This window comes from Streptomyces sp. NPDC005820 (assembly GCF_040630255.1).
In the GTDB taxonomy this organism is placed as follows: domain Bacteria; phylum Actinomycetota; class Actinomycetes; order Streptomycetales; family Streptomycetaceae; genus Streptomyces.
Window position 1 is genome coordinate 413052 of record NZ_JBEXXE010000001.1, and the last position, 25541, is coordinate 438592.

General features: G+C 72.1%; 25 protein-coding genes. 14 read left to right on the forward strand and 11 right to left on the reverse strand.

Annotated features, from left to right (window positions below; translation table 11 throughout):
• Nucleotides 1-34: 34 nt before the first annotated feature.
• Nucleotides 35-1627, reverse strand: coding sequence for an MFS transporter (locus ABZ464_RS01855; protein WP_359269425.1), 1593 nt, complete (start codon nucleotides 1625-1627; stop codon nucleotides 35-37).
• Between the two features lie 230 nt (nucleotides 1628-1857).
• Between ABZ464_RS01855 and panB the strand changes: the two genes are divergently transcribed.
• The 3 genes from panB (at nucleotide 1858) to ABZ464_RS01870 (ending at nucleotide 4747) form a co-directional block, all read left to right on the forward strand.
• Nucleotides 1858-2724: a 3-methyl-2-oxobutanoate hydroxymethyltransferase gene (panB, locus tag ABZ464_RS01860; protein ID WP_359269428.1), complete on the forward strand. Its 867-nt coding sequence runs from the start codon at nucleotides 1858-1860 to the stop codon at nucleotides 2722-2724.
• A 152-nt stretch (nucleotides 2725-2876) separates the two neighbouring features.
• A complete protein-coding gene (locus ABZ464_RS01865) occupies nucleotides 2877-3902 on the forward strand; it encodes an ATP-binding cassette domain-containing protein (RefSeq protein ID WP_359269431.1) in 1026 nt (341 codons plus the stop codon).
• Nucleotides 3899-4747, forward strand: coding sequence for an ABC transporter permease (locus ABZ464_RS01870; RefSeq protein ID WP_359269434.1), 849 nt, complete (start codon nucleotides 3899-3901; stop codon nucleotides 4745-4747). Before ABZ464_RS01865 ends, ABZ464_RS01870 begins: the two co-directional genes overlap by 4 nt.
• A 42-nt stretch (nucleotides 4748-4789) precedes the next feature.
• Here ABZ464_RS01870 and ABZ464_RS01875 read toward each other — a convergent pair whose 3' ends face one another.
• Both ABZ464_RS01875 and ABZ464_RS01880 read right to left on the reverse strand, forming a co-directional pair.
• Nucleotides 4790-8374 (reverse strand): BTAD domain-containing putative transcriptional regulator, encoded by a 3585-nt coding sequence (locus ABZ464_RS01875; RefSeq protein ID WP_359269437.1) that lies wholly within the window; start codon nucleotides 8372-8374, stop codon nucleotides 4790-4792.
• Between the two features lie 49 nt (nucleotides 8375-8423).
• Entirely contained in the window at nucleotides 8424-8570 is a 147-nt protein-coding gene (locus ABZ464_RS01880; protein WP_359269440.1) for a hypothetical protein, read from the reverse strand.
• 104 nt (nucleotides 8571-8674) lie between these two features.
• Here ABZ464_RS01880 and ABZ464_RS01885 point away from each other — a divergent pair, with 104 nt between their 5' ends.
• Nucleotides 8675-9475 carry a site-2 protease family protein gene (locus ABZ464_RS01885; RefSeq protein ID WP_359269442.1) on the forward strand — a complete coding sequence of 267 codons (801 nt, stop codon included), beginning with the start codon at nucleotides 8675-8677 and terminating at the stop codon, nucleotides 9473-9475.
• Here ABZ464_RS01885 and ABZ464_RS01890 read toward each other — a convergent pair.
• Nucleotides 9465-9644 (reverse strand): hypothetical protein, encoded by a 180-nt coding sequence (locus ABZ464_RS01890; protein ID WP_359269444.1) that lies wholly within the window; start codon nucleotides 9642-9644, stop codon nucleotides 9465-9467. The genes ABZ464_RS01885 and ABZ464_RS01890 overlap by 11 nt on opposite strands.
• A gap of 96 nt (nucleotides 9645-9740) precedes the next feature.
• Nucleotides 9741-10457 carry an NADPH-dependent F420 reductase gene (npdG, locus tag ABZ464_RS01895; RefSeq protein WP_359269447.1) on the reverse strand — a complete coding sequence of 239 codons (717 nt, stop codon included), beginning with the start codon at nucleotides 10455-10457 and terminating at the stop codon, nucleotides 9741-9743.
• Between the two features lie 102 nt (nucleotides 10458-10559).
• On the opposite strand from npdG, the gene ABZ464_RS01900 reads away from it, so the two are divergent.
• Both ABZ464_RS01900 and ABZ464_RS01905 read left to right on the forward strand, forming a co-directional pair.
• Entirely contained in the window at nucleotides 10560-11156 is a 597-nt protein-coding gene (locus tag ABZ464_RS01900) for a hypothetical protein (RefSeq protein WP_359269450.1), read from the forward strand.
• 695 nt (nucleotides 11157-11851) lie between these two features.
• A complete protein-coding gene (locus ABZ464_RS01905) occupies nucleotides 11852-13156 on the forward strand; it encodes an MFS transporter (RefSeq protein WP_359269453.1) in 1305 nt (434 codons plus the stop codon).
• Here the strand turns inward: ABZ464_RS01905 and ABZ464_RS01910 are convergent.
• Nucleotides 13153-13383, reverse strand: a complete 231-nt coding sequence (locus ABZ464_RS01910) for a hypothetical protein (protein ID WP_359269456.1) — start codon at nucleotides 13381-13383, stop codon at nucleotides 13153-13155. The genes ABZ464_RS01905 and ABZ464_RS01910 overlap by 4 nt on opposite strands.
• Nucleotides 13384-13441: 58 nt before the next feature.
• Between ABZ464_RS01910 and map the strand changes: the two genes are divergently transcribed.
• Nucleotides 13442-14299 carry a type I methionyl aminopeptidase gene (gene map, locus ABZ464_RS01915; RefSeq protein ID WP_359269459.1) on the forward strand — a complete coding sequence of 286 codons (858 nt, stop codon included), beginning with the start codon at nucleotides 13442-13444 and terminating at the stop codon, nucleotides 14297-14299.
• Nucleotides 14300-14421: 122 nt separating this feature from the next.
• A complete protein-coding gene (locus ABZ464_RS01920) occupies nucleotides 14422-15069 on the forward strand; it encodes a biliverdin-producing heme oxygenase (RefSeq protein WP_359269462.1) in 648 nt (215 codons plus the stop codon).
• A 77-nt stretch (nucleotides 15070-15146) separates the two neighbouring features.
• On the opposite strand, the gene ABZ464_RS01925 is transcribed toward ABZ464_RS01920, so the two are convergent.
• Both ABZ464_RS01925 and ABZ464_RS01930 read right to left on the reverse strand, forming a co-directional pair.
• On the reverse strand, nucleotides 15147-15452 hold the full coding sequence (locus tag ABZ464_RS01925; RefSeq protein WP_359269465.1) for a hypothetical protein: 306 nt from the start codon (nucleotides 15450-15452) through the stop codon (nucleotides 15147-15149).
• Between the two features lie 127 nt (nucleotides 15453-15579).
• Entirely contained in the window at nucleotides 15580-16233 is a 654-nt protein-coding gene (locus ABZ464_RS01930) for a PhzF family phenazine biosynthesis protein (RefSeq protein WP_359269468.1), read from the reverse strand.
• A gap of 64 nt (nucleotides 16234-16297) precedes the next feature.
• Between ABZ464_RS01930 and ABZ464_RS01935 the strand changes: the two genes are divergently transcribed.
• From ABZ464_RS01935 to ABZ464_RS01960, 6 genes are all read left to right on the forward strand, one after another.
• Nucleotides 16298-17416 (forward strand): iron ABC transporter permease, encoded by a 1119-nt coding sequence (locus tag ABZ464_RS01935; RefSeq protein WP_359269469.1) that lies wholly within the window; start codon nucleotides 16298-16300, stop codon nucleotides 17414-17416.
• Nucleotides 17417-17645: 229 nt separating this feature from the next.
• On the forward strand, nucleotides 17646-18464 hold the full coding sequence (locus tag ABZ464_RS01940; protein WP_359269472.1) for a heme ABC transporter ATP-binding protein: 819 nt from the start codon (nucleotides 17646-17648) through the stop codon (nucleotides 18462-18464).
• Between the two features lie 189 nt (nucleotides 18465-18653).
• Entirely contained in the window at nucleotides 18654-19793 is a 1140-nt protein-coding gene (gene efeO, locus ABZ464_RS01945) for an iron uptake system protein EfeO (RefSeq protein WP_359269475.1), read from the forward strand.
• Nucleotides 19794-19804: 11 nt separating this feature from the next.
• A complete protein-coding gene (gene efeB, locus ABZ464_RS01950) occupies nucleotides 19805-21082 on the forward strand; it encodes an iron uptake transporter deferrochelatase/peroxidase subunit (RefSeq protein ID WP_359269477.1) in 1278 nt (425 codons plus the stop codon).
• A 3-nt stretch (nucleotides 21083-21085) separates the two neighbouring features.
• Nucleotides 21086-21970 carry an iron uptake transporter permease EfeU gene (efeU, locus tag ABZ464_RS01955; protein ID WP_359269479.1) on the forward strand — a complete coding sequence of 295 codons (885 nt, stop codon included), beginning with the start codon at nucleotides 21086-21088 and terminating at the stop codon, nucleotides 21968-21970.
• Nucleotides 21918-22931: a hypothetical protein gene (locus tag ABZ464_RS01960; protein ID WP_359269482.1), complete on the forward strand. Its 1014-nt coding sequence runs from the start codon at nucleotides 21918-21920 to the stop codon at nucleotides 22929-22931. The genes efeU and ABZ464_RS01960 overlap by 53 nt, the downstream gene beginning before the upstream one ends.
• 101 nt (nucleotides 22932-23032) lie before the next feature.
• Here ABZ464_RS01960 and ABZ464_RS01965 read toward each other — a convergent pair whose 3' ends face one another.
• The 3 genes from ABZ464_RS01965 to ABZ464_RS01975 form a co-directional block, all read right to left on the reverse strand.
• Nucleotides 23033-23740, reverse strand: coding sequence for a bifunctional DNA primase/polymerase (locus tag ABZ464_RS01965; protein ID WP_359269484.1), 708 nt, complete (start codon nucleotides 23738-23740; stop codon nucleotides 23033-23035).
• A 97-nt stretch (nucleotides 23741-23837) separates the two neighbouring features.
• Nucleotides 23838-24488 carry a TetR/AcrR family transcriptional regulator gene (locus tag ABZ464_RS01970; protein WP_359269487.1) on the reverse strand — a complete coding sequence of 217 codons (651 nt, stop codon included), beginning with the start codon at nucleotides 24486-24488 and terminating at the stop codon, nucleotides 23838-23840.
• Nucleotides 24489-24504: 16 nt separating this feature from the next.
• Nucleotides 24505-25500, reverse strand: a complete 996-nt coding sequence (locus ABZ464_RS01975) for a Gfo/Idh/MocA family oxidoreductase (RefSeq protein ID WP_359269490.1) — start codon at nucleotides 25498-25500, stop codon at nucleotides 24505-24507.
• Nucleotides 25501-25541 lie beyond the last annotated feature (41 nt).

Here is a 25541-nt window from a genome sequence, read left to right on the forward strand (position 1 = left end):
ATTCTCGCCCACGGGCCGTCCCCTCCCGACGGTTCTAGGACTCCGTGCGCACCAACTCCTCCTCCGGGGCGCCCTGCTGGGGTGCCTTCGGCTTCCCGGGCAGGAAGAGCGCCACCACGATCGCCCCGGCCAGCGCCACCCCGGCGCCGCACAGCGCGGTGATGTGCATGGCGTGCAGGAAGGCGTCGTCGGCGGACGTGACCAGGCCCTTGCCGCGGGCGCCGAGCTTGGCGGCGACGCCCAGGGTGGCCTCGATGGACTCCCCCGCCGTCTCGCGCAGACCGGCGGGCAGGGCGCCGAGCTTGTCCTCGATGCCGTTGCGGTACGCCGTGGAGAGCACCGAGCCGAGGACGGCGATGCCGAGCGCGCCGCCGAGCTGGCGGAAGGTGTTGCTGAGGGCGGAGGCGGAGCCGGCCTTCTCGCGGGGCAGGGCCTGCATGATGACGACGCTGGTCGGGGTCATGACGTGGGCCATGCCGGTGCCCATGCAGAAGAAGACGATCTCCAGCAGCCAGATCGGGGTGTCGGCGTCCAGGGTGGCGAACGCGGCCAGGGTCGCGGTGAGCACGAGCATGGCGCCCGTGGTGGTGGCCCGGACCCCTATGCGGTCGACGACCAGCCGGGCGCGCGGCGCGAAGATCAGCTGGGCGGCGGCCAGCGGCAGCAGGAGCAGACCGGACTGCAGCGGTGAGTAGCCGCGCACGCTCTGGGTGTAGAAGACCGAGAAGAAGGTCACGCCCATCAGCGCGAAGAACACCAGGGTGATGACGGCCATGGCGGCCGAGAACACCTTGTTCTTGAAGTAGGTGACGTCTATCGACGGGTGGTCGCTGCGTGCCTCGAACACCACGAACGCGGCGAGTACGGCGAGACCGGCGCCGATCGTCGCCAGCACGGTGACGTCGGTGAAGTCGGCCAGCTCGCCGCCCTTGATGATGCCGTAGACGAGCAGGACGAGGCCCACGACGGACAGGACGACGCCGACGGGGTCGATCCGGCCGGGGTTCGGGTCGCGGGAGTCGGGCACCAGCCAGAGCATCAGCGCGAACGCGAGGATCACGATCGGCACGTTGATGAGGAAGACCGAGCCCCACCAGAAGTGGTCGAGGAGGAGGCCTCCGGTGATCGGCCCTATCGCGATGGCGAGGCCCACGCCGCCGGCCCAGATGCCGATCGCCTTGGGCTGTTCCTCCCGCTCGAAGACGTTCATGAGGACGGCGAGGGTGGCCGGCATCACGAAGGCGGCCCCGACGGCCATCAGCGCGCGGAAGGCGATCAGCTGGGCCGGCGAGCCGGACTCGGCGGCGAGCGCGGAGCCGATGCCGAACACGGCGAGCCCGCCGAGCAGGACCCTCTTGCGGCCGATGCGGTCGCCGAGAAGACCGGCGGTGAACAGCAGGCCCGCGAAGACCAGGGTGTAGGCGTTTATGGCCCACTCCAGCTCGCTCTGCGTGGCGCCGAGCCCGGTCGGGGCCGGGGTGGAGATGGTCTTGATCGCGACGTTCAGGATCGAGTTGTCCAGCACCACGATCAGCAGGCTCAGCATCAGCACGCCGAGGATCGCCCAACGGCGCCGGTGCACCTGTTCCGGTATCCGGGGCGCGGTGGGGACGGCAGGAGTAGTCATGTCGTCGAGCGTAGAACCTTTTCGATACGAGACCGTCTCGTATTTGATCGTGGCGCGGTTCTCTTACTCAGCTTTTACCCATGAAGCACCCCACGTGGTCGCCCCCGAGGTCGCCGACGAGGTGTTGGCCACACGGGGCGGTCTGGCCCTGCCTGGCACGAGGTGCCACCATGGGGGGTGGTCCGGGGACGCCGTGAGGGCGCCTCGAGATGACGTAAGGAGCCGTTGCAATGACGCAGCTTTCGGCTGCCCAGACGAACCCCTCCGACGGCAGCAAGGCGCTGTACGGGGGCAAGGGCACACGCCGTATCACCGTCCGCGACCTCGCGCTCGCCAAGGAGCGGGGCGAGAAGTGGCCCATGCTGACCGCCTACGACGCGATGACCGCGTCGGTGTTCGACGAGGCCGGGATCCCCGTGATGCTCGTCGGCGACTCGGCGGGCAACTGTCACCTGGGGTACGAGACGACCGTACCCGTCACCCTCGACGAGATGACCATGCTGTCGGCGGCGGTCGTGCGCGGTACGAACCGTGCGCTGATCGTCGGCGACCTGCCCTTCGGCTCGTACCAGGAGGGCCCCGTCCAGGCGCTGCGCAGCGCGACCCGGCTGGTCAAGGAGGCCGGCGTCGGGGCCGTGAAGCTGGAGGGCGGCGAGCGCTCGCACCGGCAGATCGAGCTGCTGGTGGAGTCCGGGATCCCGGTCATGGCCCACATCGGCCTGACCCCGCAGTCCGTGAACGCGATGGGCTACCGCGTGCAGGGCCGCGGCGAGGAGGCGGCCCAGCAGCTGCTGCGGGACGCGAAGGCCGTGCAGGACGCCGGCGCGTTCGCGGTGGTCCTGGAACTGGTGCCGGCCGAGCTGGCCGCCGAGGTGACCCGCGTGCTGCACATCCCGACCGTGGGCATCGGCGCCGGCCCGGAGTGCGACGCGCAGGTGCTGGTGTGGACCGACATGCTCGGGCTGACCGGCGGACGGGTGCCGAAGTTCGTCAAGCAGTACGCGAACCTGCGTGAGGTGATGGGGAACGCCGCGAAGGCGTTCGCCGAGGACGTCGTCGGCGGGACGTTCCCGCAGGAGGAGCACTCCGTCCACTGAGCCAGTGCCGCACCACGCACCGCCCGCCGATCTTCCCCCGTCGGCGGGCGGTGCCGTCTCTGTCGGCGGAATGTCGGTGGCCGAACCCCTCGTCACCCCGTTGTCGGCGGCCTGTCGGTGGTTTGTCGGTGGGGGCTGGGACGGTTCGTGGCATGACGCGAATCGACATGAACCCCGGGGGCGCCGCGAGCGCCGTGACCGTGCGGGGGCTGGTCAAGCACTACGGCGAGACCAAGGCGCTGGACGGGGTGGACCTGGATGTGCGGGAGGGCACCGTGATGGGGGTGCTGGGGCCGAACGGCGCCGGCAAGACCACCCTCGTACGGATCCTGTGCACCCTGCTCGCCGCCGACGCGGGGCAGGCGACCGTCGCCGGCTACGACGTCGTACGGCAGCCCCGGCAGCTGCGCCGGGTCATCGGCCTCACGGGGCAGTACGCCTCCGTGGACGAGAAGCTCCCCGGCTGGGAGAACCTGTACATGATCGGGCGGCTGCTCGACCTGTCCCGCAAGGAGTCCCGGGCCCGCGCCGACGAGCTGCTGGAGCGGTTCTCCCTCACCGAGGCCGCCAGGCGGCCGACCGCGACGTACTCCGGCGGTATGCGGCGGCGGCTGGACCTCGCCGCGTCCATGATCGGCCGGCCCACCGTGCTGTTCCTGGACGAGCCGACCACCGGGCTCGACCCGCGCACCCGCAACGAGGTGTGGGACGAGGTCAAGACGATGGTCGGGGACGGGGTGACCGTGGTGCTGACCACCCAGTACATGGAGGAGGCCGAGCAGCTGGCCACCGAGCTGACCGTGGTCGACCGGGGCCGGGTCATCGCGGGCGGGGGCATCGAGGAGCTGAAGGCGAGGGTCGGCGGACGGGCCCTGCGGATCCGGCCCTCCGATCCGCTCCAGCTGCGCCCGCTGGCCGGCTGGATCGACGAGCTCGGCATCACCGGCCTCGCCACCACCGTCGTGGACACCGAGCGCGGCTCGCTGCTGGTGCCGGTGCTCAGCGACGAGCAGCTCACCGCCGTCGTCGGCGCGGTCACCGCGCGCGGCGTCACCCTCTCCTCCCTCACCACCGAACTGCCCAGCCTGGACGAGGTGTTCCTGTCCCTCACCGGCCACCGCGCCGGTGCCCCGCAGGACACCGTGCCCGCCTACGACCGCGAGGAGGTCGCCGTATGAGCGCCACCGCCACCGCCACCCCGCCCCCCACCGTCACCGCCGTCGAGATCAAGGGCGCGGCGGACGCCCGGATCCCGCTGCGCAGCCATCTGCGGCACACCGGCGCGCTCATCCGCCGCAATCTGCTGTGGATCCGGCAGGACCCGGAGTCGATGTTCGACGCGATCCTGTTCCCGGTGATCTTCACCCTGCTGTTCGTGTACGTCTTCGGCGGCTCCATCGGGCAGTCCCTGGGCGGCGGACAGGAGGCCTACGTCCAGTACGTCATCCCCGGTCTGCTGGCCATGATGGGAATGAACATGGCGCAGGGCGTGGGCACCGGCTTCAACACGGACTTCAACTCCGGGGTCATGGACCGCTTCCGGTCGCTGCCGATCGGCCGGGGCTCGGTGCTGTTCGCCAAGATCGTGGTCGAGCTGATGCGGATGCTGGTCGCCTGCGTGATCCTCATGGTCGTGGCCGTGCTGGTGGGCTTCGACATCACCCACTGGCCCGGGCTGTTCGCGGCCGTGGGCCTGGCCACGGTGTTCGGCTCGGCGCTGATGTGGGTGTTCCTCACCCTCGGCGTGATCATGAAGAGCGCGCAGTCGGTGCAGGCGATGGGCTTCCTGGTGCTGATGCCGCTGCAGTTCGGCTCGTCGATCTTCGCGCCGACCGCCTCGATGCCGGGCTGGCTGCAGAACTTCACCGACTACAACCCGCTGTCCTCGCTCGCGGACGCGGCCCGCGGGCTGATGGTGGGCGGTCCGGTCGCGCACGGCCTGTGGGTGACGCTGGCCTGGTCGGTGGGGCTGACGGCGGTGATGGCGCCGGTCGCCATCCACAAGTTCCGCACCAAGAGCTGAGACGGGGCTTCCCTTGCGGAGCCGACGAGCCCTGCCGGGCTCTCAGGAGCCTGTCTCGGGCTCTCGGACCAGGGCGGCGGCCTCCTCGTAGGAGAGGCCGCCGCCCTCGGCGTACGCGGCCTCGAACGCGGTGTCGCCGAGGACGGCCCGGGCGGCGCCCGTGGCCCGGACCAGGGTCTCGCGCTCGAAGCGGACGGCGACATGGCCCGGGGGCAGCATCCTCGCGGCGGCGCCGAGACAGCGGGCGGCGTCCGCGGCGCGAGCGCCGCCCTCGGCGCCGGCCAGGGCGTAGGCCGCGATGGCGAGGTAGAAGCTGCGCATGTGCGGGGCGATGTTCAGGGACAGCCGCTCGGACGCGTGCCGCATGGCCTTGCGGACGGAGACGAGGGCCTGCCCGTACCGGCCGTCCACGACGTCCACCCAGGCCTCGGCCCCCAGGATGAAGGCGTCGAAGACGACGAAGTGCGCGAGGCCGAAGGTCTCGCGCAGCAGCCGCAGCTGTTCCCGTGCCTCGGGCAGGCGGCCGGTCATCGCCAGGTGCGAGGCGAGGAAGAGACGGGCGGCGGGCATGGCCTCGTTGTGGCCGCCGGCCGTGGCCTCGACGACCTCACGCAGCAGACGCTCACCGTGCTCCTCGTCACCGGCCTCCAGCAGGACGCTGCCCAGTCGGGCGCCGAGGATCGCCGACTGGTGGCGGGCGTCGAGCCGTTCGGCCTGGACGCGGGCCTCCTCGTAGTCGGCCGCGGCGCCCCGGTAGTCGCCCGTCCGCTCGCGGGCCTCGGCGCGCGCCGAGAGGGCCTCGGCCGCGCCCCAGGCGTCGCCCAGCCGGCGGTACAGGTCCAGTGCCTCGTCGGCGTCGCGGCCCGCGGCGCCGGCCCAGTCGGCGCGGTTGGCGAGGAGGTTGGCACGCAGTTGCAGCGTGGTGGCGAGCTCCCACTCGTAGCCGGGGGTCGTACGGCAGGTCTCGACGTTGGCGTCGACGACGACACGGATGCGCTCGATGTCGCCGATCATCATCACGGCGTAGAACCAGAGCAGACCCGGCGGGCGGCAGGTCTGCGGCAGGCCGGGAGTGTAGGTCTCGCTGATGATCCGCAGCTTGCGCTGGGCCTCCGGGGTCTCCCAGGCGTCCAGCTCGGTGTCCATGCAGGCGAGATGGGCGAGGTGGACCCCGCGCCGGGCCTCCGCGAGGAATTCGCCGGACAGCGGCAGCGGGGTCTCGGAGGCGGGTCGCCACACCGGGACGGCGGGGCGGACGGGCTCGGTGAAGGGGTCGGGGCCGAGGTCCATGACCGCACGGCACCAGGTGCGGGCCTCGATCCGCAGATCGCGCATCTGCCAGTACCAGACGAGGGACAGGGCGAGGCTGAGCGCCTCCTGCTCGTCGCGTGCGGCGACGGCGCGGCGCAGCGCGGTGCGCAGGTTCTCGTACTCGAGCTGGAAGCGGGCGACGGCCTCCGTCTGGCGGGTGCCGCGCAGCAACGGCTCCGTGGTGCGGGCAAGTTCGCGGTAGTACGTCAGATGCGCGTGCTCGGCGTCGGGGCGGCGGCCGGTCTCGTCGAGCCGTTCGGAGGCGTACTCGGCGACGGTCTCCAGGAGCCGGTAGCGCATCTCGCCGTCCGGGGCCGGGGCGGCCACCACCAGGGACTTGTCGACGAGGGAGGCGAGGGAGGAGAGCGCGTCGTGCGCGGCGGGACCGCACACCGCCTCGACGGCGGCCAGGTCGCAGCCGCGGGCGAACACCGACAGCCGGGCGAGGACCTCGCGCTCCTCCTCGTCCAGCAGGTCCCAGGACCAGTCCACGACCGCGCGCAGGGTCTGCTGGCGGGGCAGGACGGTACGGCTGCCCGAGGTGAGCAGCCGGAAGCGGTCGTCGAGGCGGTCGGCTATCCGGCGCGGGGTCAGCATGCGCAGCCGGGCGGCGGCGAGTTCGATCGCGAGGGGCAGGCCGTCGAGGCGGTGGCAGATCTCGGCGCAGGCCTCGGGGTCGTCCTCGACCCGGAAGCCGGGGCGGGCGGCCGCGCCCCGGTCGGCGAGCAGCCGCAGCGCCACGGGCTCCGGCAGCGGCTCGACGGGGCGCAGCAACTCGCCCGGGACGCCGAGGGGTTCACGGCTGGTGGCGAGGACGGTCACGCCGGGGCAGCGGCCGAGGAGTTCCTCGACGAGCCGGGCGGCGGCCTCGACGACGTGCTCGCAGTTGTCGAGGACGATCAGCATGCGGCGCCGGGCGCAGTGCTCGACCAGCCGCTCCACCGGGTCGTCGGTCCGCTCGGCCACCGCGCGCATCTCCTCGGCCCCGGCGCCGTACATCACGGTCTCCCGGGCTCCGACGGCGGTCAGCACGGCCTGCGGTACGGCGTCCGGGTCGGCGACGGGGGCGAGCTCGGCCAGCCACACGCCGTCGCGTGCGAAGTCCCGTACGCCCTCGGCGGCCTCCTGCGACAGCCGTGTCTTCCCCGCCCCACCGGGCCCGAGCAGGGTGACGAGCCGCGCCTGCACGAGGTCCCCGCGGATGGCGCCGATCTCCCCCTCCCGGCCCACGAAGGAGGTGAGGCGGGCGCGGAGGTTGCCGGGGGGTGGCGGGGTGAGGGCGTGCGGCCCGCCGAAGGGCGCGGGCGGGGCCGCGTCCCCGGCGGCGGCGGCGGTGGCGGTGGCGGACGGCGAGCCCGGGGCAACGCCGCCCGTCAGGGACCGGTCGGCGGACGGCCGGTCGGCGGACAGCCGGTCGGCGGACAGCCGGTCGGGGGGCGGCTGGATCGGGGTCGGACGGGAGCCGTCCGGGGTCGGCGGGGCGGCCGGGTACGAGGGCGGGGCGACCGGGGCGGCGGGGTTGCCCGGGTGCGGGGGCCGGGCGGCCGGGTTGGTGCCGTTGCCCTGGTGCGGGGCGGACGGCGGGGCCGGTGGGTTGAGGAGTTCGGCGTGCAGGGAGCGGAGTTCGGGGCCCGGGTCGGAGCCGAGGCGGTCGGTGAGGAGGCGGCGTACGTCGTCGTAGGCGGCCAGGGCCTGGGCCGGGCGGCCGGCGTCGCGCAGGGCGCGCAGGCGCAGGGCCTGGAGGGGCTCGTCCAGGGGGTGGGCGTCGCACAGGGCGGTGAGTTCGGGAAGCGACCGGTCGGCGTGGCCGAGGGCGAGCGCGGCGGTGTGGCGGGCGCGTACCGCGTCCAGCCGGCGGGCCAGGAGACGGGCCGCCTCCGTGGCACGGTCGGGCAGGTCGGCGAGGGGCGGGTCCTGCCACAGGGCGAGGGCGTCGTCGAGGAGGACCGCCGCCTTGGCGGGGTCGCCGTCGGCGAGGGCGTCGACGCCGTCGGCGGTGAGCCGTTCGAAACGGTGCAGGTCGACGGCGTCGGCGGTGGCGGTGAGCCGGTAGCCGCCCTCGGCGGAGGCGATCTCTTCGGCGCCGAGGGCCCGGCGCAGCCGCCCGACCAGCGCCTGCAGCGCGCCCGGGGCGTCGGCGGGCGGATCCCCGGCCCACACCTCCTCCACGAGCAGCCCCGTGGGCACGCTCCGCCCGGCCCGCAACGCCAGTACGGTCAGAAGCGCACGCAGCCGCGCACCGCCGACGGCGACGGGGGTGCCGTCGGGACGGAGTGCCTGGGTGGTGCCGAGAATGCGATAGCGCACGGGGTTCATTGTCTCCGGCGAGAACGGGGGCGGTCACGGAGTTACGGCGGTACGGCGGTCAGGAATCCGGGCCCGGGGCCACGGTCAGGGCCGGGATCTCCAGGGTCGCGAGCACTCCCGACTCGTCGGGGCGGCGGCCCCGTTCGTCGGGGTGCACCGCACACTCCATCCGCCAGTCCTCGTAGAACACCTGCCGCAACCCCATGTGCCCACCCTTCCACGGAACCCGGGGGCCACCGCGAGACGTTTTCCCGGTGCGCCCGGTACGGTCGGGCCGTTCCACGCGTGCCGACGAGTTCAGGGAGCCCCATGACCACCGCCACCACCCGTAACGGCGACCGGAGGATCAGCCCGGTCTTCGTGGGGATCCTGGCCGTCACCGCGGTCACCGGCTGGGCCACCTGGACCGGGTTCGCCGAGCAGCCCGGCCTGGCCGTGTTCCTGTTCGTGACGGCGGCCTGGATCGTCTCCCTGTGCCTGCACGAGTACGCCCACGCGCGCACGGCCCTGCACAGCGGCGACATCACGGTCGGCGCGAAGGGGTACCTCACGCTCAATCCTCTCGCCTACACCCACGCCCTGCTCAGCATCGTGCTACCGGTGATCTTCGTGGTCATGGGCGGGATCGGTCTGCCGGGCGGCGCCGTGTTCATCGAGCGCGGGCGGATCCACAAGCGCTGGCAGCACAGTCTGGTCTCGGCGGCCGGTCCGCTGACGAACGTGCTGTTCGCCGCCGTGTGCACCGCGCCGTTCTGGCTGGACGCCCTGGACGGCGTGCCGGCCGCCTTCCGGTACGCGCTCGCGTTCCTCGCGCTGCTCCAGGTCACCGCGGCGATCCTGAACTTCCTGCCGGTGCCCGGCCTCGACGGGTACGGCGTGGTCGAGCCCTGGCTGTCGTACGGGATCAAGCGGCAGGTGGAGCCGTTCGCGCCGTTCGGACTGCTGTTCGTGTTCGCGCTGCTGTGGGTGCCTTCGGTCAACGCCGTGTTCTTCGACGCGGTCGACGCGGTGCTGCGCGGTCTCGGCATCAGCGACTTCGACACCTACTGCGGCCAGAACCTCTACCGCTTCTGGCAGGAGACCAACGAGTACTGCGCGGTCAGCCGGTGACGGACTTCCGGGCCTTGTCGCGCTTGACGTAGTACCAGGTCATGTTGGAGGACAGACCCGCGAGCAGCACCCAGACGACCCCCAGGAAGCTGCCCTGCGCGAAGGAGACGACCGCGGCGGCGACGGCGAGGAGACAGACGACGAGGGTGTAGATCGCGAGGCGGGGCATGGTGCTGCTCTCCTGTCGGGGGACACCGGATGGGTAGGCGGGTGGCCGGATGGCCGGATGGCCAGGTGGGTGCGTCGTCCAGTGTCCCCCATGCGCTCAGACGTCCGTGACCCGCAGTCCCGCGTGCGCCTTGTAGCGGCGGTTTACGGAGATCAGGTTGGCGACCAGGGACTCGACCTGGTGGGCGCCTCGCAGCCGCCCCGCGAAGACACCGCGCATCCCGGGGATACGGCCGGCCAGCGCCTGCACGATCTCCACGTCGGCGCGCTCCTCGCCGAGCACCATCACATCGGTGTCGATCTCCTCGATCGCCGGGTCCTGGAGGAGGACGGCGGAGAGGTGGTGGAAGGCGGCGGCGACCCGGGAGTCCGGCAGCAGGGCGGCGGCCTGCTCGGCGGCGCTGCCCTCCTCGGGCTTGAGCGCGTAGGCGCCCTTCTTGTCGAAGCCGAGCGGGTTGACGCAGTCGACGACGAGCTTGCCGGCCAGTTCCTCGCGCAGCGACTCGAGCGTCTTGCCGTGCCCGTCCCACGGCACGGCGACGATCACGATGTCGCTGCGGCGGGCGGTCTCGGCGTTGTCGGCGCCCTCGACGCCGTATCCGAGCTCGTCGGCGGCGGCCTGCGCGCGGTCGGCGGCGCGCGAGCCGATGATCACCTTCTGGCCGGCCTTGGCGAGCCGGTAGGCGAGACCCTTGCCCTGCGGGCCGGTGCCGCCGAGCACGCCGACGACCAGTCCGGAGACATCGGGGAGGTCCCACGGGTCCTTGGCGGGGGCCTTCGCGGGGGCGTTCTGTGCACTGTCGGTAGAGGTCATGGGCCGACTTTACGTGGGGCGGTGACGGCGCCTTCGCCGTGTCGGGTGAATCGGGGGCGAAGCGGGGGCGGGGGTGGGGCGGCTGGGGCAGGATGCGGGCGCATGGACGCCGTACGGGTCGCGCTGCTGCGCGAGGTGCTCGCCGGGACGGAGTGGCTGGGGGCCACGCGCAGGTTCGGCGCGGTGCTGCGCGGGTCGGTGGTCTCGCACGGGGGCGGGCTGCTGCTGGTGGGGACGGCGGAGTACGAGCCGTGGCATCTCGCGGCGCATCTGGTGGACGAGGCCGCGTGGTCCGGTACGCCGGAGCTGGCGCCGACTCTCGTACGGCATCACGCGCGTCCTTGCGACCCCGCGCATCTCGCGGTGGGCCTCGGGCGGATCGAGGCGGCGCGGCGGGGCGAGACGCTGCTGGTGGCGTCGCCGCAGGGGGATCCCGCCCTGCTGGAGCGGGTGGCGGACGCGCGGCGTTGCGGTCTGACCGTGCTGTCCCTCGGTCCGGGCGAGGGGGAGCTGACGGCGCTGTCGCACGAGACGCTGACCGTGCCGGACGGCTCGGAGCTGGACCTGGACACCGTGCAGCATCTGGTCAGCGCGGCGGCGGGCGAAAGCGGGCGCTCGGCGCGGGTGCGGCGGGGTTTCCGCGACCGCCTCTCCCGGCTGGCGGAGTCCCTGACAGCCCCGCCCCCTCCCTCCTGGTGACTTCCCCACCCACCCACCCGTCCCGCTCGGAACACCGCCTTCGGCAGAACAGACTGGGGCCCGGATGCGGGGCGACCGAGCTGCGGGACGGGGGGCGAGCGGGGCGGGGGGCGAGCGGGGCCGGGCGGGGCGGAGGAGGAGCGGCGGGGGGGCGGCCGGACGGCGGCCGGACAACGATCAGGCGCGGGACGGGCAGGCGGCGAGCAGGCGGACGGCCGGGCAGCGAGCATGCGCGGGGCGGCCTGACGGCGAGCAAGCGCGGGGCGGCAGGACGACGAGCAAGCGGGCGGCCGGACGACGATCAGGCGCGGGACGGGCAGGCGGCGAGCAGGTGGACGGCCGGGCAGCGAGCATGCGCGGGGCGGCCTGACGGCGAGCAAGCGCGGGGCGGCAGGACGACGAGCAAGCGGGCGGCCGGACGACGAGCAGGCGCGGGACGGGCAGGCGGCGAGCAGGTGGACGGCCTGACGGCGAGCAGGTGGACGGCCGGGCGGCGAGCAGGCGCCTGGCGGCCTGACGGCGGCTGGACGACGAGCAGGCGCGGGGCGGCCGGGCGACGAGCAGGCAGGCGGGCGGCCGCCGGGTGGCGAGCGGGCAGGCGGGCGGCCGGGTGGTGGGCGGGGGGTGGGGGGTGGGGGAAGGGGGGTGGGAAAATGTGTTGCTCTCCTCTGGGGCTCCGCCGAGCATGGCCCCCCGTGGCCACCGACTCCCTGCGCGCGCTTCTGCCCGATCTCGCCCCCTGGCGGGGCTCCCGTGACTTTCGGCGGCTCTGGTTCTCGGGGCTGATCTCGAACTTCGGGAGTTTCCTGACGTTCGTCGCGTTGCCGGTGCAGTTGAAGGAGTTGACGGGGTCGGCGGCGGCGGTCGGGGCGATCGGGGCCGTGCAGCTGGTCCCGCTCGTCGTGTTCGGGCTGTACGGCGGCGCGCTCGCGGACGCCCTCGACAAGCGGACGCTGATCGTGTGGACGGAGGTCGGACAGGGACTGCTCAGTGCCGCGCTGCTGGTGAACGCGTTGCTGCCGGAGCCCGCCGTATGGCCGCTGTACGTCGTCGCGGGGCTCTCCGCCGTGCTGTTCTCCGTGCAGCGGCCCGCACTGGACTCGCTGTGGCCGCGGATCGTCGCCCATGAGCATCTGCCGGCCGCCACCGCGCTGAACTCGCTGCGCTGGACGGTCGGCGGGGTGGCCGGACCGGCGGTCGCGGGGATCGTCGTGGCGTACGCGGGCCTCGCCTGGGCCTACGCCGCCGACGCGTTCACCTTCGCCGTCTCCGTCGCCCTGACCGTCGGCATCGCCGCCTCCCCCGCCGCGCACGAGGCGGCGAAGCCGTCCTGGCAGGCGATAGCCGAGGGCGCCCGGTACGCCTGGGGCAGGAAGGAACTGCTAGGGACGTACGCCGTGGACCTCGCCGCGATGTTCCTGGCCATGCCGCTCGCCGTGCTGCCGTTCCTCGCCGACGAGCTGGACGCCGAGTGGGCGCTGGGCCTGATGTACGCGTCGGTGCCGGCCGGGGCGATGCTGGTGAGCCTGACGAGCGGCTGGACCTCCCGGGTGCACCGGCACGGGCGGGCGGTCGTGGTCGCGGCCGCGCTGTGGGGCGTGGCGATCGCGGGCGCGGGGCTCGTCGGCAACGTATGGCTGGTGCTGCTCTGCCTCACCCTCGCCGGCGGCTGCGACATGGTCAGCGGGATCTTCCGGGGCGCGATGTGGAACCAGACGATCCCGGACGAGCTGCGCGGGCGGCTCGCCGGGATCGAGCTGCTGTCGTACTCGGTGGGGCCGACGGTGGGCCAGGTCCGCAGCGGCGGGTTCGCGGCGTGGCTGGGGGTGCGCACGTCCGTGTGGTCGGGCGGCGCGCTGTGCGCCGGCGCGGTGGGGCTGCTGGCCCTGTGCCTGCCGGCGCTGATGCGCTACGACGTACGGACGGACCGGCACGCGGCCCGTGAACGCGAGCGGCGGGCGGCAGCGGCCCCCACCCCCACACCACTCACCGGCGCCTAGTCCTCACCCGCCTCGCTCTTCGGGGCGTCGTGCCAGCGCGGGTCGTTCTCCCACTCGAGGTTGCGTTCGCGGGCGCTCTCCATGGCGTGTTCGGCCTCCTGGCGGGAGGCGTACGGGCCGAAGCGGTCCTTGCCGGGGCAGTCCGGGCCCTCCTCGACCTTCTTGTGCTCCAGGCAGTAGTACCACTCGCCCGGCTTTCCCGTGACGCGCCGTTTGAACAGGGGCATGACCGGCTCCTCTCGCCACCCACATGTTCCCCCGTGGCCGCTCGATAGACTCGCCGGTATGTCTGGCCAGTCGCTGCTCGTGCCCGGGGAACTCTCCCCCACCCGTTCCGTGCCCGGAAACATCCGCCGTCCCGAGTACGTCGGCAAGCCCGCGCCGAAGCCGTACACCGGTCCTGAGGTGCAGACCCCGGAGACCGTCGAGGCGATGCGGGTCGCCGGGCGGATCGCCGCGCGGGCGATGGAGGAGGCCGCGAAGCTGATCGCGCCGGGGGTGACGACCGACGAACTGGACAGGGTGGCGCACGCGTACATGTGCGACCACGGCGCCTACCCCTCCACGCTCGGCTACCGCGGCTTCCCCAAGTCCCTGTGCACCAGCGTCAACGAGGTCATCTGCCACGGCATCCCGGACTCGACGGTGCTGCGCGACGGCGACATCGTCAACCTCGACGTGACGGCGTACATCGGCGGGGTGCACGGCGACAACAACGCGACGTACCTGGTCGGGGACGTCGACGAGGAGAGCCGGCTGCTGGTGGAGCGGACCCGGGAGTCCCTGAACCGCGCGATCAAGGCGGTCCGGCCGGGGCGGCAGATCAACATCATCGGGCGGGTCATCGAGTCGTACGCCAAGCGGTTCGGGTACGGCGTGGTCCGGGACTTCACCGGGCACGGGATCAACTCCTCGTTCCACTCCGGGCTGATCATCCCGCACTACGACAGCCCGCACGCGACGACCGTGATGCAGCCGGGGATGACCTTCACGATCGAGCCGATGCTGACGCTGGGGACGCACGACTACGACATGTGGGACGACGGCTGGACCGTGGTGACCAAGGACCGCAGGCGCACGGCCCAGTTCGAGCACACGCTGGTCGTGACGGAGACCGGAGCGGAGATCCTCACCCTGCCGTAGCACCCGAGTGTGATCAGAGGCCCGCTCCCCGTGCGGAGCGGGTCCTTTCTTGTACGCTTTTACCGACAGGGTGTCGGCAAGAGCGTTGACTTAGGTAAGCCTTACCTTAGAGGATAGGCGGTATGGACTCCTTCTCGACCGTCATCCGCACGGCCTCCCACGAGCAGCACATGGAGGCCGAGACCTCGACGTTCATGAGCGACCTGCTGGGCGGCCGGCTCGGCGTGCAGGCGTACGCGCGCTACACCGAGCAGCTCTGGTTCGTCTACGAGGCGCTGGAGGCCGGCGCCGAGCGGCTGGCGTCGGACCCGGTGGCGGGCCCGTTCGTGCGGCCCGAGCTGTTCCGGCTGGCCGCGCTGGACCGGGACCTGGCGCATCTGCGGGGAGCGGACTGGCGGGCGGGACTGGCGGCCCTGCCGGCGACGCGGGCGTACGCGGACCGGGTGCGCGCCTGCGCCGAGGACTGGCCGGCCGGGTACATCGCCCACCACTACACCCGCTACCTCGGCGACCTCTCCGGCGGCCAGATCATCCGCGACCGGGCCGAGAGGACCTGGGGCTTCGAGAAGAAGGGCGACGGCGTCCGCTTCTACGTCTTCGAGGGGATCGGCAACCCGGCCGCCTTCAAGCGGGACTACCGGGAACTGCTCGACGCGGTACGGGCGGACGACCTGGAGAAGCAGCGGATCGTCGCGGAGTGCAAGCGGGCCTTCGCGCTCAACACGGCCGTGTTCCGAGCGCTGGGCGAGGAGTTCCCGCTGTCGGCCTGAGGCCGCCGACGGGGCCGGAGCACCGGCCGTGCCCTTCCCCCTGACGGGAAAGGGCCCGGTGCCGTGGCTCGGCCCTGTCAGAACCAGCCGCAGTGCGCACCCGCCCAGAAGATGTGGCTGGGACCCGCGCCGACCTTGCCGATGTACGGGCTGCAGACGGGGCCACCGTGGTTGCCGTGGTGCTCCTTGCCGTAGTGGTCCTTGTCCTTGCCGTAGTGGTCCTTGCCGTAGTGGTCCTTGCCGTGATGCTCCTTGCCGTAGTCGTTCCCGTAGTGGTCGCTGCCGTAGTGGTGGGGACCCTCGTCGGCGACGGCGCTCGTCGCGCCGGCGGTGGCCAGGGCGAGTCCCAGGACGGTGGCGGCCAGGGCTGATCGGATACGCATGATGCTCCTCTCACGGAGGCGGAGTGGTCACGCCAGAGGTAACCGTTCGCCTCCCGGCGCACACGCGGGACCACCCGTACGGCCGCCCGAACACCACGGACGCGCGCGGCCGGACCTGTTCCGGCGCTCAGCGTTCGGCGCCCTCCAGGCGGACCCGGCCGCCGATCTCCACCCATCCGTACGGCTGCGGTGCGGTGAGGATCTGGGAGCCCGCGCCCTGGGTGATGTTCAGAGCCCGGCCCAGCTGCTCGGTGAGCAGGAGCGCGGCGGCTCCGGTCGCCTCGTCCTCCTCGATGCCGTCGCCGCGGCCGGGGAAACCGCGAGCGCGGATCCGGCCGGCGGGCTCGTCCTCCCAGGCCCAGGCGTAGACCCACTCGCCGGGCGGCGGCACGGCGAGGTCGTCGATCTCGGCGGCACTGGCGTACTGGCGGAACGTGCGCGGCGGGGCCCACTCCGCGCGCGCCTCGATCCAGCTGAACTCCCCGTCCAGGCGGGCGCCGACGACCCCGGCCGGGGTGACCAGTTCGGGGACGTCGAGCAGCCAGGCGGCGCCGACGCAGGGGTAGCCGGCGAAGGGCAGGCGGGCGGTGGGGGTGTAGATGTCGATGATCCCGCGCTCGGGGTCGTCGACGAACACCGTCTCGCTGAAGGCGAGTTTCGCCGCGAGGGCCTGGCGGTCCTCCCGGTCCGGCAGCACCGAGCCTTCGCGGACCACGCCCAGTTCGTTGCCGTAGCCGCCGTTCGGCGCGCAGAAGACGCGGAGCACGTCGTAATCAGTCACTCCGGAATTGAAACATCGCATGGAGGAGTGACTTAGATAGGTAAGGCTAACCTAAGATGCATCCATGACTGTCCTGGACGCGGAAGTGGACGACACGGCGGACGGCACGGCGGATGGCACGGCGGACGAGAAGGTGGGTGAGCCGGTACGGAAGTGGCGCGGGACCTCGGGGCTGCTCACCCTCGGGCTGGTGGCCGCGCTGCTCGTGCTCGTGCCGGCGGCCGGGGCGTTCGGCGCCTACGCGATCCCGGTCGGCGACGTGCTCGCCTCCGTGCAGCACCACCTCGGGCCCGGGGGACGGGAGCTGGACCGGGTCGCGGAGTCGGTGCTGTGGAACGTGCGGTTCCCGAGGATCGTGCTGGCGCTGCTCGTCGGGGCCTCGCTGGGGTGCGCCGGGGCGCTGATGCAGGGCGTGTTCGGCAATCCGCTCGCCGAGCCGGGGGTCATCGGGATCTCCTCCGGGGCGGCGGTGGGGGCGGTCGGGGCGATCGCGTTCGGGGTGAACGTGCTGGGGACGTGGACCGTGTCGGCGTTCGCGTTCCTCGCCGGGCTCGCGACCGTGCTGGTGGTGTACGCGATGGCGCGGTCCGGGGGGCGCACCGAGGTGGTGACGCTGATCCTCACCGGGATCGCGGTGAACGCGTTCGCCGGGGCGCTGATCGGGCTGTTCCTGTTCTTCGCCGACGCGGCGGCGATCCAGCAGATCACCTTCTGGCAGTTGGGGTCGCTGTCGCAGGCCACGTGGCCGAAGGTGGTCGCGGTGCTGCCGTGCGCGGTGGTGGGGCTGGGGGTCGCCCCCTTCTTCTCGCGTCGGCTGGACCTGCTCGCGCTCGGGGAGCGGCCGGCGCGGCATCTGGGGGTGGAGGTGGAGCGGTTGCGGGTGGTGCTGATCCTTGTCATCGCGCTGTTGACGGCCGCGGCGGTGAGCGTGTCCGGGATCATCGGGTTCGTGGGGTTGGTGGTGCCGCATCTGCTGCGGATGGCGGCGGGGCCGGGGCACCGGTTCCTGGTGCCGGGGAGTGCGTTGGCGGGGGCGTTGGTGCTGTTGGCCGCGGATCTCGCGGCGCGTACGGTCGCGGTGCCCGCGGAGCTGCCGTTGGGTGTCCTCACGGCGCTGCTCGGGAGCCCGTTCTTCTTCTGGCTCCTGCGCAGGACCCGGCGCCGTCAGGGCGGTTGGGCCTGACCCCGGCCGAGTGCGGCTCGTACGTGGCCGATCGCGCAGTTCCCCGCGCCCCTCGGGAGACCAGGGGCTCCGCACCTGCCCCCGATCCCCTCAATCCCCACCCCTCTCGCCACGCACCCCGCGTCTCCCCCACCCCGTATACCCCTCCCGGCCGTAACGGTGTTCAGCCGGCGCGGTGCAGCCCGGCGGTGCCGAGTCGGTTTCCGTCCCCTCCTCAAGGAGTCCCCGTATGCGTCTTCTTCGTCGGCGGTTCAACCCCCCTGCGGCGCTTCCCCCTGGCGCGGTTCTCGCCGAAGTCGTCGGGGTGCATGTGCGGCTCGGGGGGCGGGAGGTGCTGCGCGGGGTTGATGTGAAGGTCCGCGGTGGGGAGGTGTTGGCGTTGGTGGGGCCCAATGGGGCCGGGAAGTCCAGCCTGCTCGCGGTGCTCGCCGGTGATCTGGCGGTCGCGCGAGGGGACGTACAGATTCACGGGCGGGCCGTGGCGGGGTGGTCAGCGGGGGAACTCGCCTTGCGGCGGGCCGTGTTGCCCCAGGCCGCCGAGTTGTCGTTCCCGTTCGCCGTCGAGGACGTCGTGCGGATGGGGCGGGCGCCGCACGACTCCTCGGCCGCCGAGGACGACACGGTCGTCGCCGAGGCCATGGCCGCCACCGAGGTGAGCGGCTTCGCCGCGCGGCCGTTCTCCGCGCTGAGCGGCGGTGAGCGGGCCCGCGTCGCGCTCGCCCGGGTGCTGGCCCAGCGGGCGCCCCTGCTGCTGCTCGACGAACCGACCGCCGCGCTGGACCTCAGGCATCAGGAACTGGTGTTGCGGGTGTGCCGGGAGAGGGCGAGGGGCGGGGACGCCGTTGTCGTCGTGCTGCACGATCTGGGGCTCGCCGCCGCCTACGCGGACCGGGTCGCCGTGTTGTGCCAGGGGCGCGTCGCGGCCGACGGGGCTCCGGGGGACGTCTTCGGCGAGCGGTTGCTCAGTGATGTGTACGAGCACGCCGTCGAAGTGCTTCCGCATCCCCGCAGCGGGGCACTCATCGTCACCGCCAAGCGGAATCTTTGAATCTCCTTTGACCATCCATTGGGGTCCGGTTTGAGCCACCGTGATCGGGTCGTGCTCTTACACCGTCTATGAGAGCTGAATCACGGCACGGGCGGGTATTACGCAGGTAAGCCTTGGATAAGTTAGGCGAGGCTCACCAATCCTTGTGAGTCCCGTCACGTGAATATTCAGCCATCGCCGGGAGCCCGAATGCGAGCCGCCAGACTGTCCGTCGTCACCGCCGTCGCCGCCGTGACCGCACTGACCGCCGTCACCGGCTGCACCGAGAAGAGCGATGCGAAGGACGGCGACCGCATCATCAACGTGACCGCCACCGACTCCAAGTGCGAGACCTCCAAGAAGGAGATCTCCGCCGGGCACGTCGAACTCGCCATCGAGAACAAGGGCTCCAAGGTCACCGAGGTGTACGTGCTGTTCCCGGACGACCGGGTCGTCACGGAGCGGGAGAACATCGGTCCCGGCACCAAGCAGCGCGTCACCGCCGAGGTGAAGGCCGGCGACTACGAGATCGCCTGCAAGCCCGGTATGAAGGGCACCGGCATACGGCAGGACCTCAAGGTCACCGGCGGCACCGCCGCCAAGCGCAACCCCCAGCTGGACAAGGCCGTCGCCGACTACCGCGAGTACGCCCAGGAGCAGTCCGACGCCACCATCCCGCTCGTCGAGACCTTCGTGAAGGCGATCAAGGCCGGCGACCTGGCCGCCGCCCAGAAGGCCTACGCGCCCTCCCGCCTCGGCTGGGAGCGCACCGAGCCGGTCGCCGAGTCCTTCGGTGACATCGACCCGCTGGTCGACACCCGCGCGGACGGCCTGGAGGACGGCCAGAAGTGGACCGGCTGGCACCGGCTGGAGAAGGCCCTCTGGGAGGACAAGAAGATCGGCGACGAGGAGAAGACCCTCGCCGACCAGCTCGTCACCGACCTGAAGGACTGGCAGAAGCGGGTCGGCAAGGCCGAGATCACCCCGACCTCGATGGCCAACGGCGCCAAGGAGCTGCTCGACGAGGTCGCCACCGGCAAGGTCACCGGCGAGGAGGACCGCTACTCGCACACCGACCTCGCCGACTTCAAGGCCAACGTCGAGGGCGCGCAGAAGGCGTACGAACTGCTGAAGCCGGTCGCGCAGACCAATGACGCGGCGCTCACGACCGGGCTCGACAAGCAGTTCGCCGCGCTCAACACGCTGCTCGACAAGTACCGCACCGACAAGGCCTCGTACGACTTCGTCTCCTACGACAAGGTCACCGAGGCCCAGCGCAAGGAGCTCTCGGACGCGGTGAACGCGCTCGCCGAGCCCCTCTCCAAGCTCGCCGCGGCCGTGGTCAAGTAGGGGGAACGGCAATGACCGAGAACACCGAGAGCACCGAGAACACCGAGGTCAAGGACGACAGCCGCCCCTCCCGGCGGTCGCTCATCGGCTGGGGCGGGGCCGGGCTCGCGCTCGGGGCCGTCGCGGCCGGTGGCGCGGTGGCGATGGCCCGTACCGGCGACGACGTCGAGCCGACGGCCGCCGAGACCGGTGCCGCGGTCGCGTTCCACGGCGCGAACCAGGCCGGCATCGCCACGCCCGTCCAGGACCGGCTGCACTTCGCCGCGTTCGACGTGGACACCACCGACCGCGCCGAGTTCGTCCAGATGCTCAAGGACTGGACGGCGGCCGCGCACCGGATGACCGCCGGGAAGACGGTCGGCGACGGGGCGTACGGCGGACTCACCGAGGCCCCGCCGGACGACACCGGTGAGGCCCTGGGCCTCAAGCCCTCGCGGCTGACGCTCACCCTCGGCTTCGGTCCGTCCCTCTTCGCGAAGTTCGGGCTGGACGGCCGGCGGCCCGAGGCGCTCGTCGATCTGCCGAAGTTCGCCGGGGACGCCCTCGACGCGAGCCGCTCCAACGGCGATCTGTGCGTCCAGGCCTGTGCCGACGACCCGCAGGTCGCCGTGCACGCCATCCGCAACCTGGCCCGTATCGGCATGGGCAAGGTCTCCATCCGCTGGTCGCAGCTCGGGTTCGGCAAGACCTCCTCCACCACCCCGGACGCACAGACCCCGCGCAACCTGATGGGCTTCAAGGACGGCACCCGCAACATCGCCGGGACCGAGACCGACCGGCTGAAGAAGTTCGTGTGGGTCGGCGAGAAGGACGGCCCGGAGTGGATGGTGGGCGGGTCCTACCTCGTCGCCCGGCGGATCCGGATGCACATCGAGACCTGGGACCGCACCCCCCTCCAGGAGCAGGAGGACATCTTCGGGCGGGACAAGGGCGAGGGCGCGCCCGTCGGCAAGGCGAAGGAACGCGACGAGCCGTTCCTGAAGGCGATGAAGCCCGACGCGCACGTACGGCTCGCGCATCCGGACTCCAACCACGGGTCGACCATCCTGCGCCGCGGCTACTCCTTCACCGACGGCACCGACGGTCTGGGGCGCCTGGAGGCGGGCCTGTTCTTCCTCGCCTACATGCGCGACGTGGGCAACGGGTTCATCCGCATCCAGCGCAATCTCGCGACCGACGCGCTCAACGAGTACATCCAGCACGTGGGTTCGGCCGTCTTCGCCGTGCCGCCGGGCGTCCGGGACAAGGACGACTGGTGGGGCCGGACGCTGTTCTCCGAGGAGGCGTAGCCCGTGTTCTCCAACTATCTGATCGGACTTCGGGAGGGCCTGGAGGCCTCGCTCGTCGTCTGCATCCTCATCGCCTACCTGGTGAAGACCGACCGCCGGGACGCCCTGAAGCCGGTGTGGACCGGTATCGCGATCGCCGTCCTCATCGCGATGGGTTTCGGCTGCGTCCTCGAATTCGGCTCGCAGGAGCTGACGTTCGAGGCGCAGGAGGCGCTCGGCGGGTCGCTGTCGGTCCTCGCGGTCGGCCTGGTGACGTGGATGGTCTTCTGGATGCGGCGCACCGCCCGGCATCTGAAGTCCGAGCTGCACGGCAAGCTGGACGCGGCCCTCGCGATGGGCACGGGCGCGCTGGTCGCGACCGCGTTCCTCGCCGTGGGCCGGGAGGGCCTGGAGACCGCCCTGTTCGTGTGGGCGTCGGTGCACGCGGCCGGTGACGGCACCCCGCGCCCGCTGATCGGGGTGGCCCTCGGCCTCGCGACGGCGGTGTTCCTGGGCTGGCTGTTCTACCGCGGGGCGCTGCGCATCAACCTGGCGAAGTTCTTCACCTGGACGGGTGGCATGCTCGTCGTCGTGGCCGCGGGCGTGCTGGCGTACGGCTTCCACGACCTCCAGGAGGCCGACTGGCTGCCGGGGTTGAACAGCCTCGCCTTCGACATCAGCGGCACAATCCCGCCGGACAGCTGGTACGGCACGCTGCTGAAGGGCGTGTTCAACTTCCAGCCCGATCCGACCGTCCTCCAGGTCACGGTGTGGCTGCTGTACCTGGTCCCCACGCTCGCGCTGTTCCTCGCCCCGGTAGGGTTCGCCTCCGGGAAGGGGAAGGTGAAGGCTCCTGATGACGCACCTGACGACCGGGGATCGCGGCAGTCGAAGGCTCCGCAGGCTTGAGCGGAGCGCGCTGTGGGCGGCCACCGCGACGGCTTTGTCGTTGACGGCGAGCGGTTGTGTGGTCGTCCACGGGGAGCGTGTGGTGCTCCCCTCGGCGACCCCGGCGGAGGCCGCGAAGGCGCTCGATCAGTTCACGACCGCGTACAACAAGGCGGACAAGGCGTACGACGGTTCCCTGGACGCCGAGTACACCACCGGCGCGCTCGGGGCCATCGACGCGGCGCGGCTGAAGGCCGGGAAGGCCAACAACCCGGGCGGCAACCCGCAGCACACCCCGCTGACGCTGACGGACGTGACGTACACGATCCCCAAGAAGGCCGGTTGGCCGCGCTGGTTCGTCGCCGACGCCAAGGCGAACAAGGGGGGTGACGCCCGGTGGGTGCTGGTGTTCACCCGGGGCGACCTCTCCGAGCCGTGGCAGGCGGCGTATCTGACGCTGGTGGCGGCGGGGGCGATGCCGGAGTTCAGCAAGGACAAGGACGGCTGGGCGGAGACCGTACCGGCGGACTCAGCCGAACTGACGTGGGCGCCGGGGGACTTGAGCAAGGAGTACACCGCCTACCTCAAGGACGGCGGGGGTGCGTTCGCGGACGGCTCGTACACCAGCACGTTGCGCACCACGCGGGCGAAGAGCGCGGAGAAGCCGGGGCTGGTGCAGCAGTACATCGACGAGCCGCTGACCGGCGGGGGGTTCGCCCCGCTCGCGTTGCGGACGGCGGACGGTGGGGCGTTGGTGTTCTTCTCCTCGCACCACTACGTCAAGCAGACGGCCGCGGCGGGGGCGTCCGTGCCGGCGCCGAACGTGAGTGTGAAGGCGTTGACCACCGGGGAGATCAAGCAGACGCTGACGATGGAGTTCGTCGCGAATGAGATCGCCCTGGATCCGGTGAAGGGTTCCGGGGACGGGAAGGTGTCCTTGTTGAGCCGGCTTGAGGGGTTGACCGGCGCGAAGGGGGAGTAGGCCGTCGGTCGGGTGCGGGTGCGTTGTGGCTTGTCGCGCAGTTCCCCGCGCCCCTAAAAGCCAAAAGCCAAAGCCAAAGCCAAAAGCCAAAGGCCAACAGCCTAGAGGCCGAAGGCGTTTACGTGGCGGGCGCAGGCCTCTGTCAGGGTTTCCAGGAGGCTCAGGGGGTCCGGGAGAGGGTGTTCCGGGCCCCTTACCCAGTGCACCGACCGGTGGTCGTCCCCCGGGAGGCGGGCCGGTGGGATCAGGACGTAGGAACCCCGGCAGTGCCAGCGCAGGCCGGGGTGTTCGTCCATCGTCTCGGGGTGGCAGTCCAGCTCGCAGGGCCACCATTCGTCCTCGTCCTCGGGGGTGCCCCGGGTGAGGGTGAAGAAGAGGAGGCGGCCGTCGTCGCTCTCGGCGACCGGGCCGACCTCCACGCCGGCGCCGAGGAGGCGGTCGAGTGCCTCGCGGCCGGCTTCCAGGGGGACGTCGAGAACGTCGTGGGTCATCCCGGTCGCGGTGATGAAGTTGGCCTGCGGCTGGTGCCGGGCCCAGCGCTCGATCTGGGCGCGGTCGGTCGTGGACTGGGTCTGCCAGGCGAAGGACACCGGGTGCCTGGCCGGGGTGGGGCAGCCGACGCGGTCGCAGGAGCAGCGGTAGTCGGCGGCGGGGTGCGCGGCGGGCGCGAGGGGCAGTCCGGCCCCGGCGGCGGCGAGCAGCAGGGCCTCACGGCCGCCGTCGTCGGCGGTCCGGGTCGGGCCGCTTCCGCGCAGCCACTGGGTGAGTCTGCCCCGCAGGCCGCTCGGGCCGCCGAACTCCGCGCTCATCTATCCCCTCGCCTCGCCGGTGATGCGGACAGCATGCCTTATGGTCCCATCATCCGGCGCATCGGGGGTCCCGTACCCCCAATCGGGGCAAAGCCCGTCAGCGGGGTGCGAGTCCGTACAGGGCGTAGTCGACAAGGGTGTCCGTGTAGTCGTAGGAGATCGGGCCCGTGTACTGGAGCCAGCGCTGGGCGAGCGGGGAGACGAAGAGTTCGAGGGCGATGCGCGGGTCGATCTCGGGGCGGATCTGGCCGTCGCGCTGGGCGGAACGCAGGCGGTCCACGTAGAGCTGGAGCTGGGGTTCGAGGAGTCGGGTGACGAACTCGCGGCCGAGCGGTTCGTTGACCAGGCCCTCGGCGGACAGGGCGCGGGCGGGGGCCTCGAAGCGGGGGTCGAGGAGTTCGTCGACGGTGGCGCGCAGGACGGCCTTGAGGTCGGCGGCCAGGTCGCCGGTGTCGGGAAGGGTGTACGGCACGTGCCCGGCGGCCTCGGCGGCCTGCTCGCCGAGGTCGAGGAACGCCTCCAGCAGGACGTCGGCCTTCGACCCCCACCAGCGGTAGATGGTCTGCTTGCCGACGCCCGCGCGGGCGGCGATCCCCTCGATCGTGGTCTTCGGGTAGCCCGCCTCGGCGACGAGCGAGAGCGCCGCCTCGTAGATGGCGCGGCGGGACCTCTCGCTGCGGCGGCTGGTGTCGGGGGCCGGTCTGGCGGGCTGAGCGGGCGTGGCGGGCTTGGCAGGCTTGGTGACCATGGGTCGACGGTACGGCCTACTCGTTCGGGTAGCGCACGCCGATCCGTTCCCGTACGGCGTCCAGGGTGCGCATGACGGCGAGGGTGCCGTCGAGCGGGGCGAGCGGGGACTCGGTCTCGCCGGCCCGCAGGGCGCGCATGACCTCGCGGGCCTCGTGGCGGAAGGAGTTGCGGGGGCCGTCGGCCGGGTCGGCGGTGAACTCCTCGGGGTCGCGTCCGGCGCGGTGCAGGACCAGCCGGTCGGGGTGGAAGAAGCCGGAGGGGATGTCGATGCGGCCGCGCGAGCCGGTGACGGAGGCGGTGGTGCCGGTGCCGCCGACGACGGAGCAGTGCAGGGCGGCGAGCGCGCCGGAGTCCCAGGACAGGGCGAGGGCGGTCTGCAGGTCGACACCCTCGGCGGACAGGACGGCCTGGGCGGAGATGCCGTCGGGTTCGCCGAGCAGCAGGTGGGCGAAGGAGACGGGGTAGACGCCGAGGTCGAGGAGGGCGCCGCCGCCCTGGGCGGGGTCGCGCAGCCGGTGCGAGGGCGGGAAGGGGCCTTCGAGGCCGAAGTCGGCCTGGACGGTGCGCACCTCGCCGATCGCGCCGTCGTCGACGAGGGCCTTGAGGCGGCGGATCAGCGGGCTGCAGTACATCCACATGGCTTCCATGAGGAAGCGGCCGTTGTCGCGGGCCAGCGCGACGAGTTCCTGGGCCTCGCGCACGTTGAGGGTGAACGGCTTCTCGCACAGCACGGCCCGCCCGGCCTTGAGGCAGAGGCCGGCGGCGGTGCGGTGGGCGGCGTGCGGGGTGGCGACGTAGACGACATCGATGTACGGGTCCTCGGCAAGCGCGCCCCAGTCGCCGTAGGCCCTGGGGATGCCGAAGCGCTCGGCGAACGCCTGGGCGGAGGCCTCGGTGCGCGAGCCGACCGCGACGACCTCCGCGTCGGGCAGGTCGATCAGGTCCGCCGTGAACGCGGCGGCTATGCCGCCGGTCGCCAGGATTCCCCATCGCACCGTGTCCGTCGTCATACCCCGTCCCGTCCTCGCGCCGTACCAGCAGTCGTTCCGAG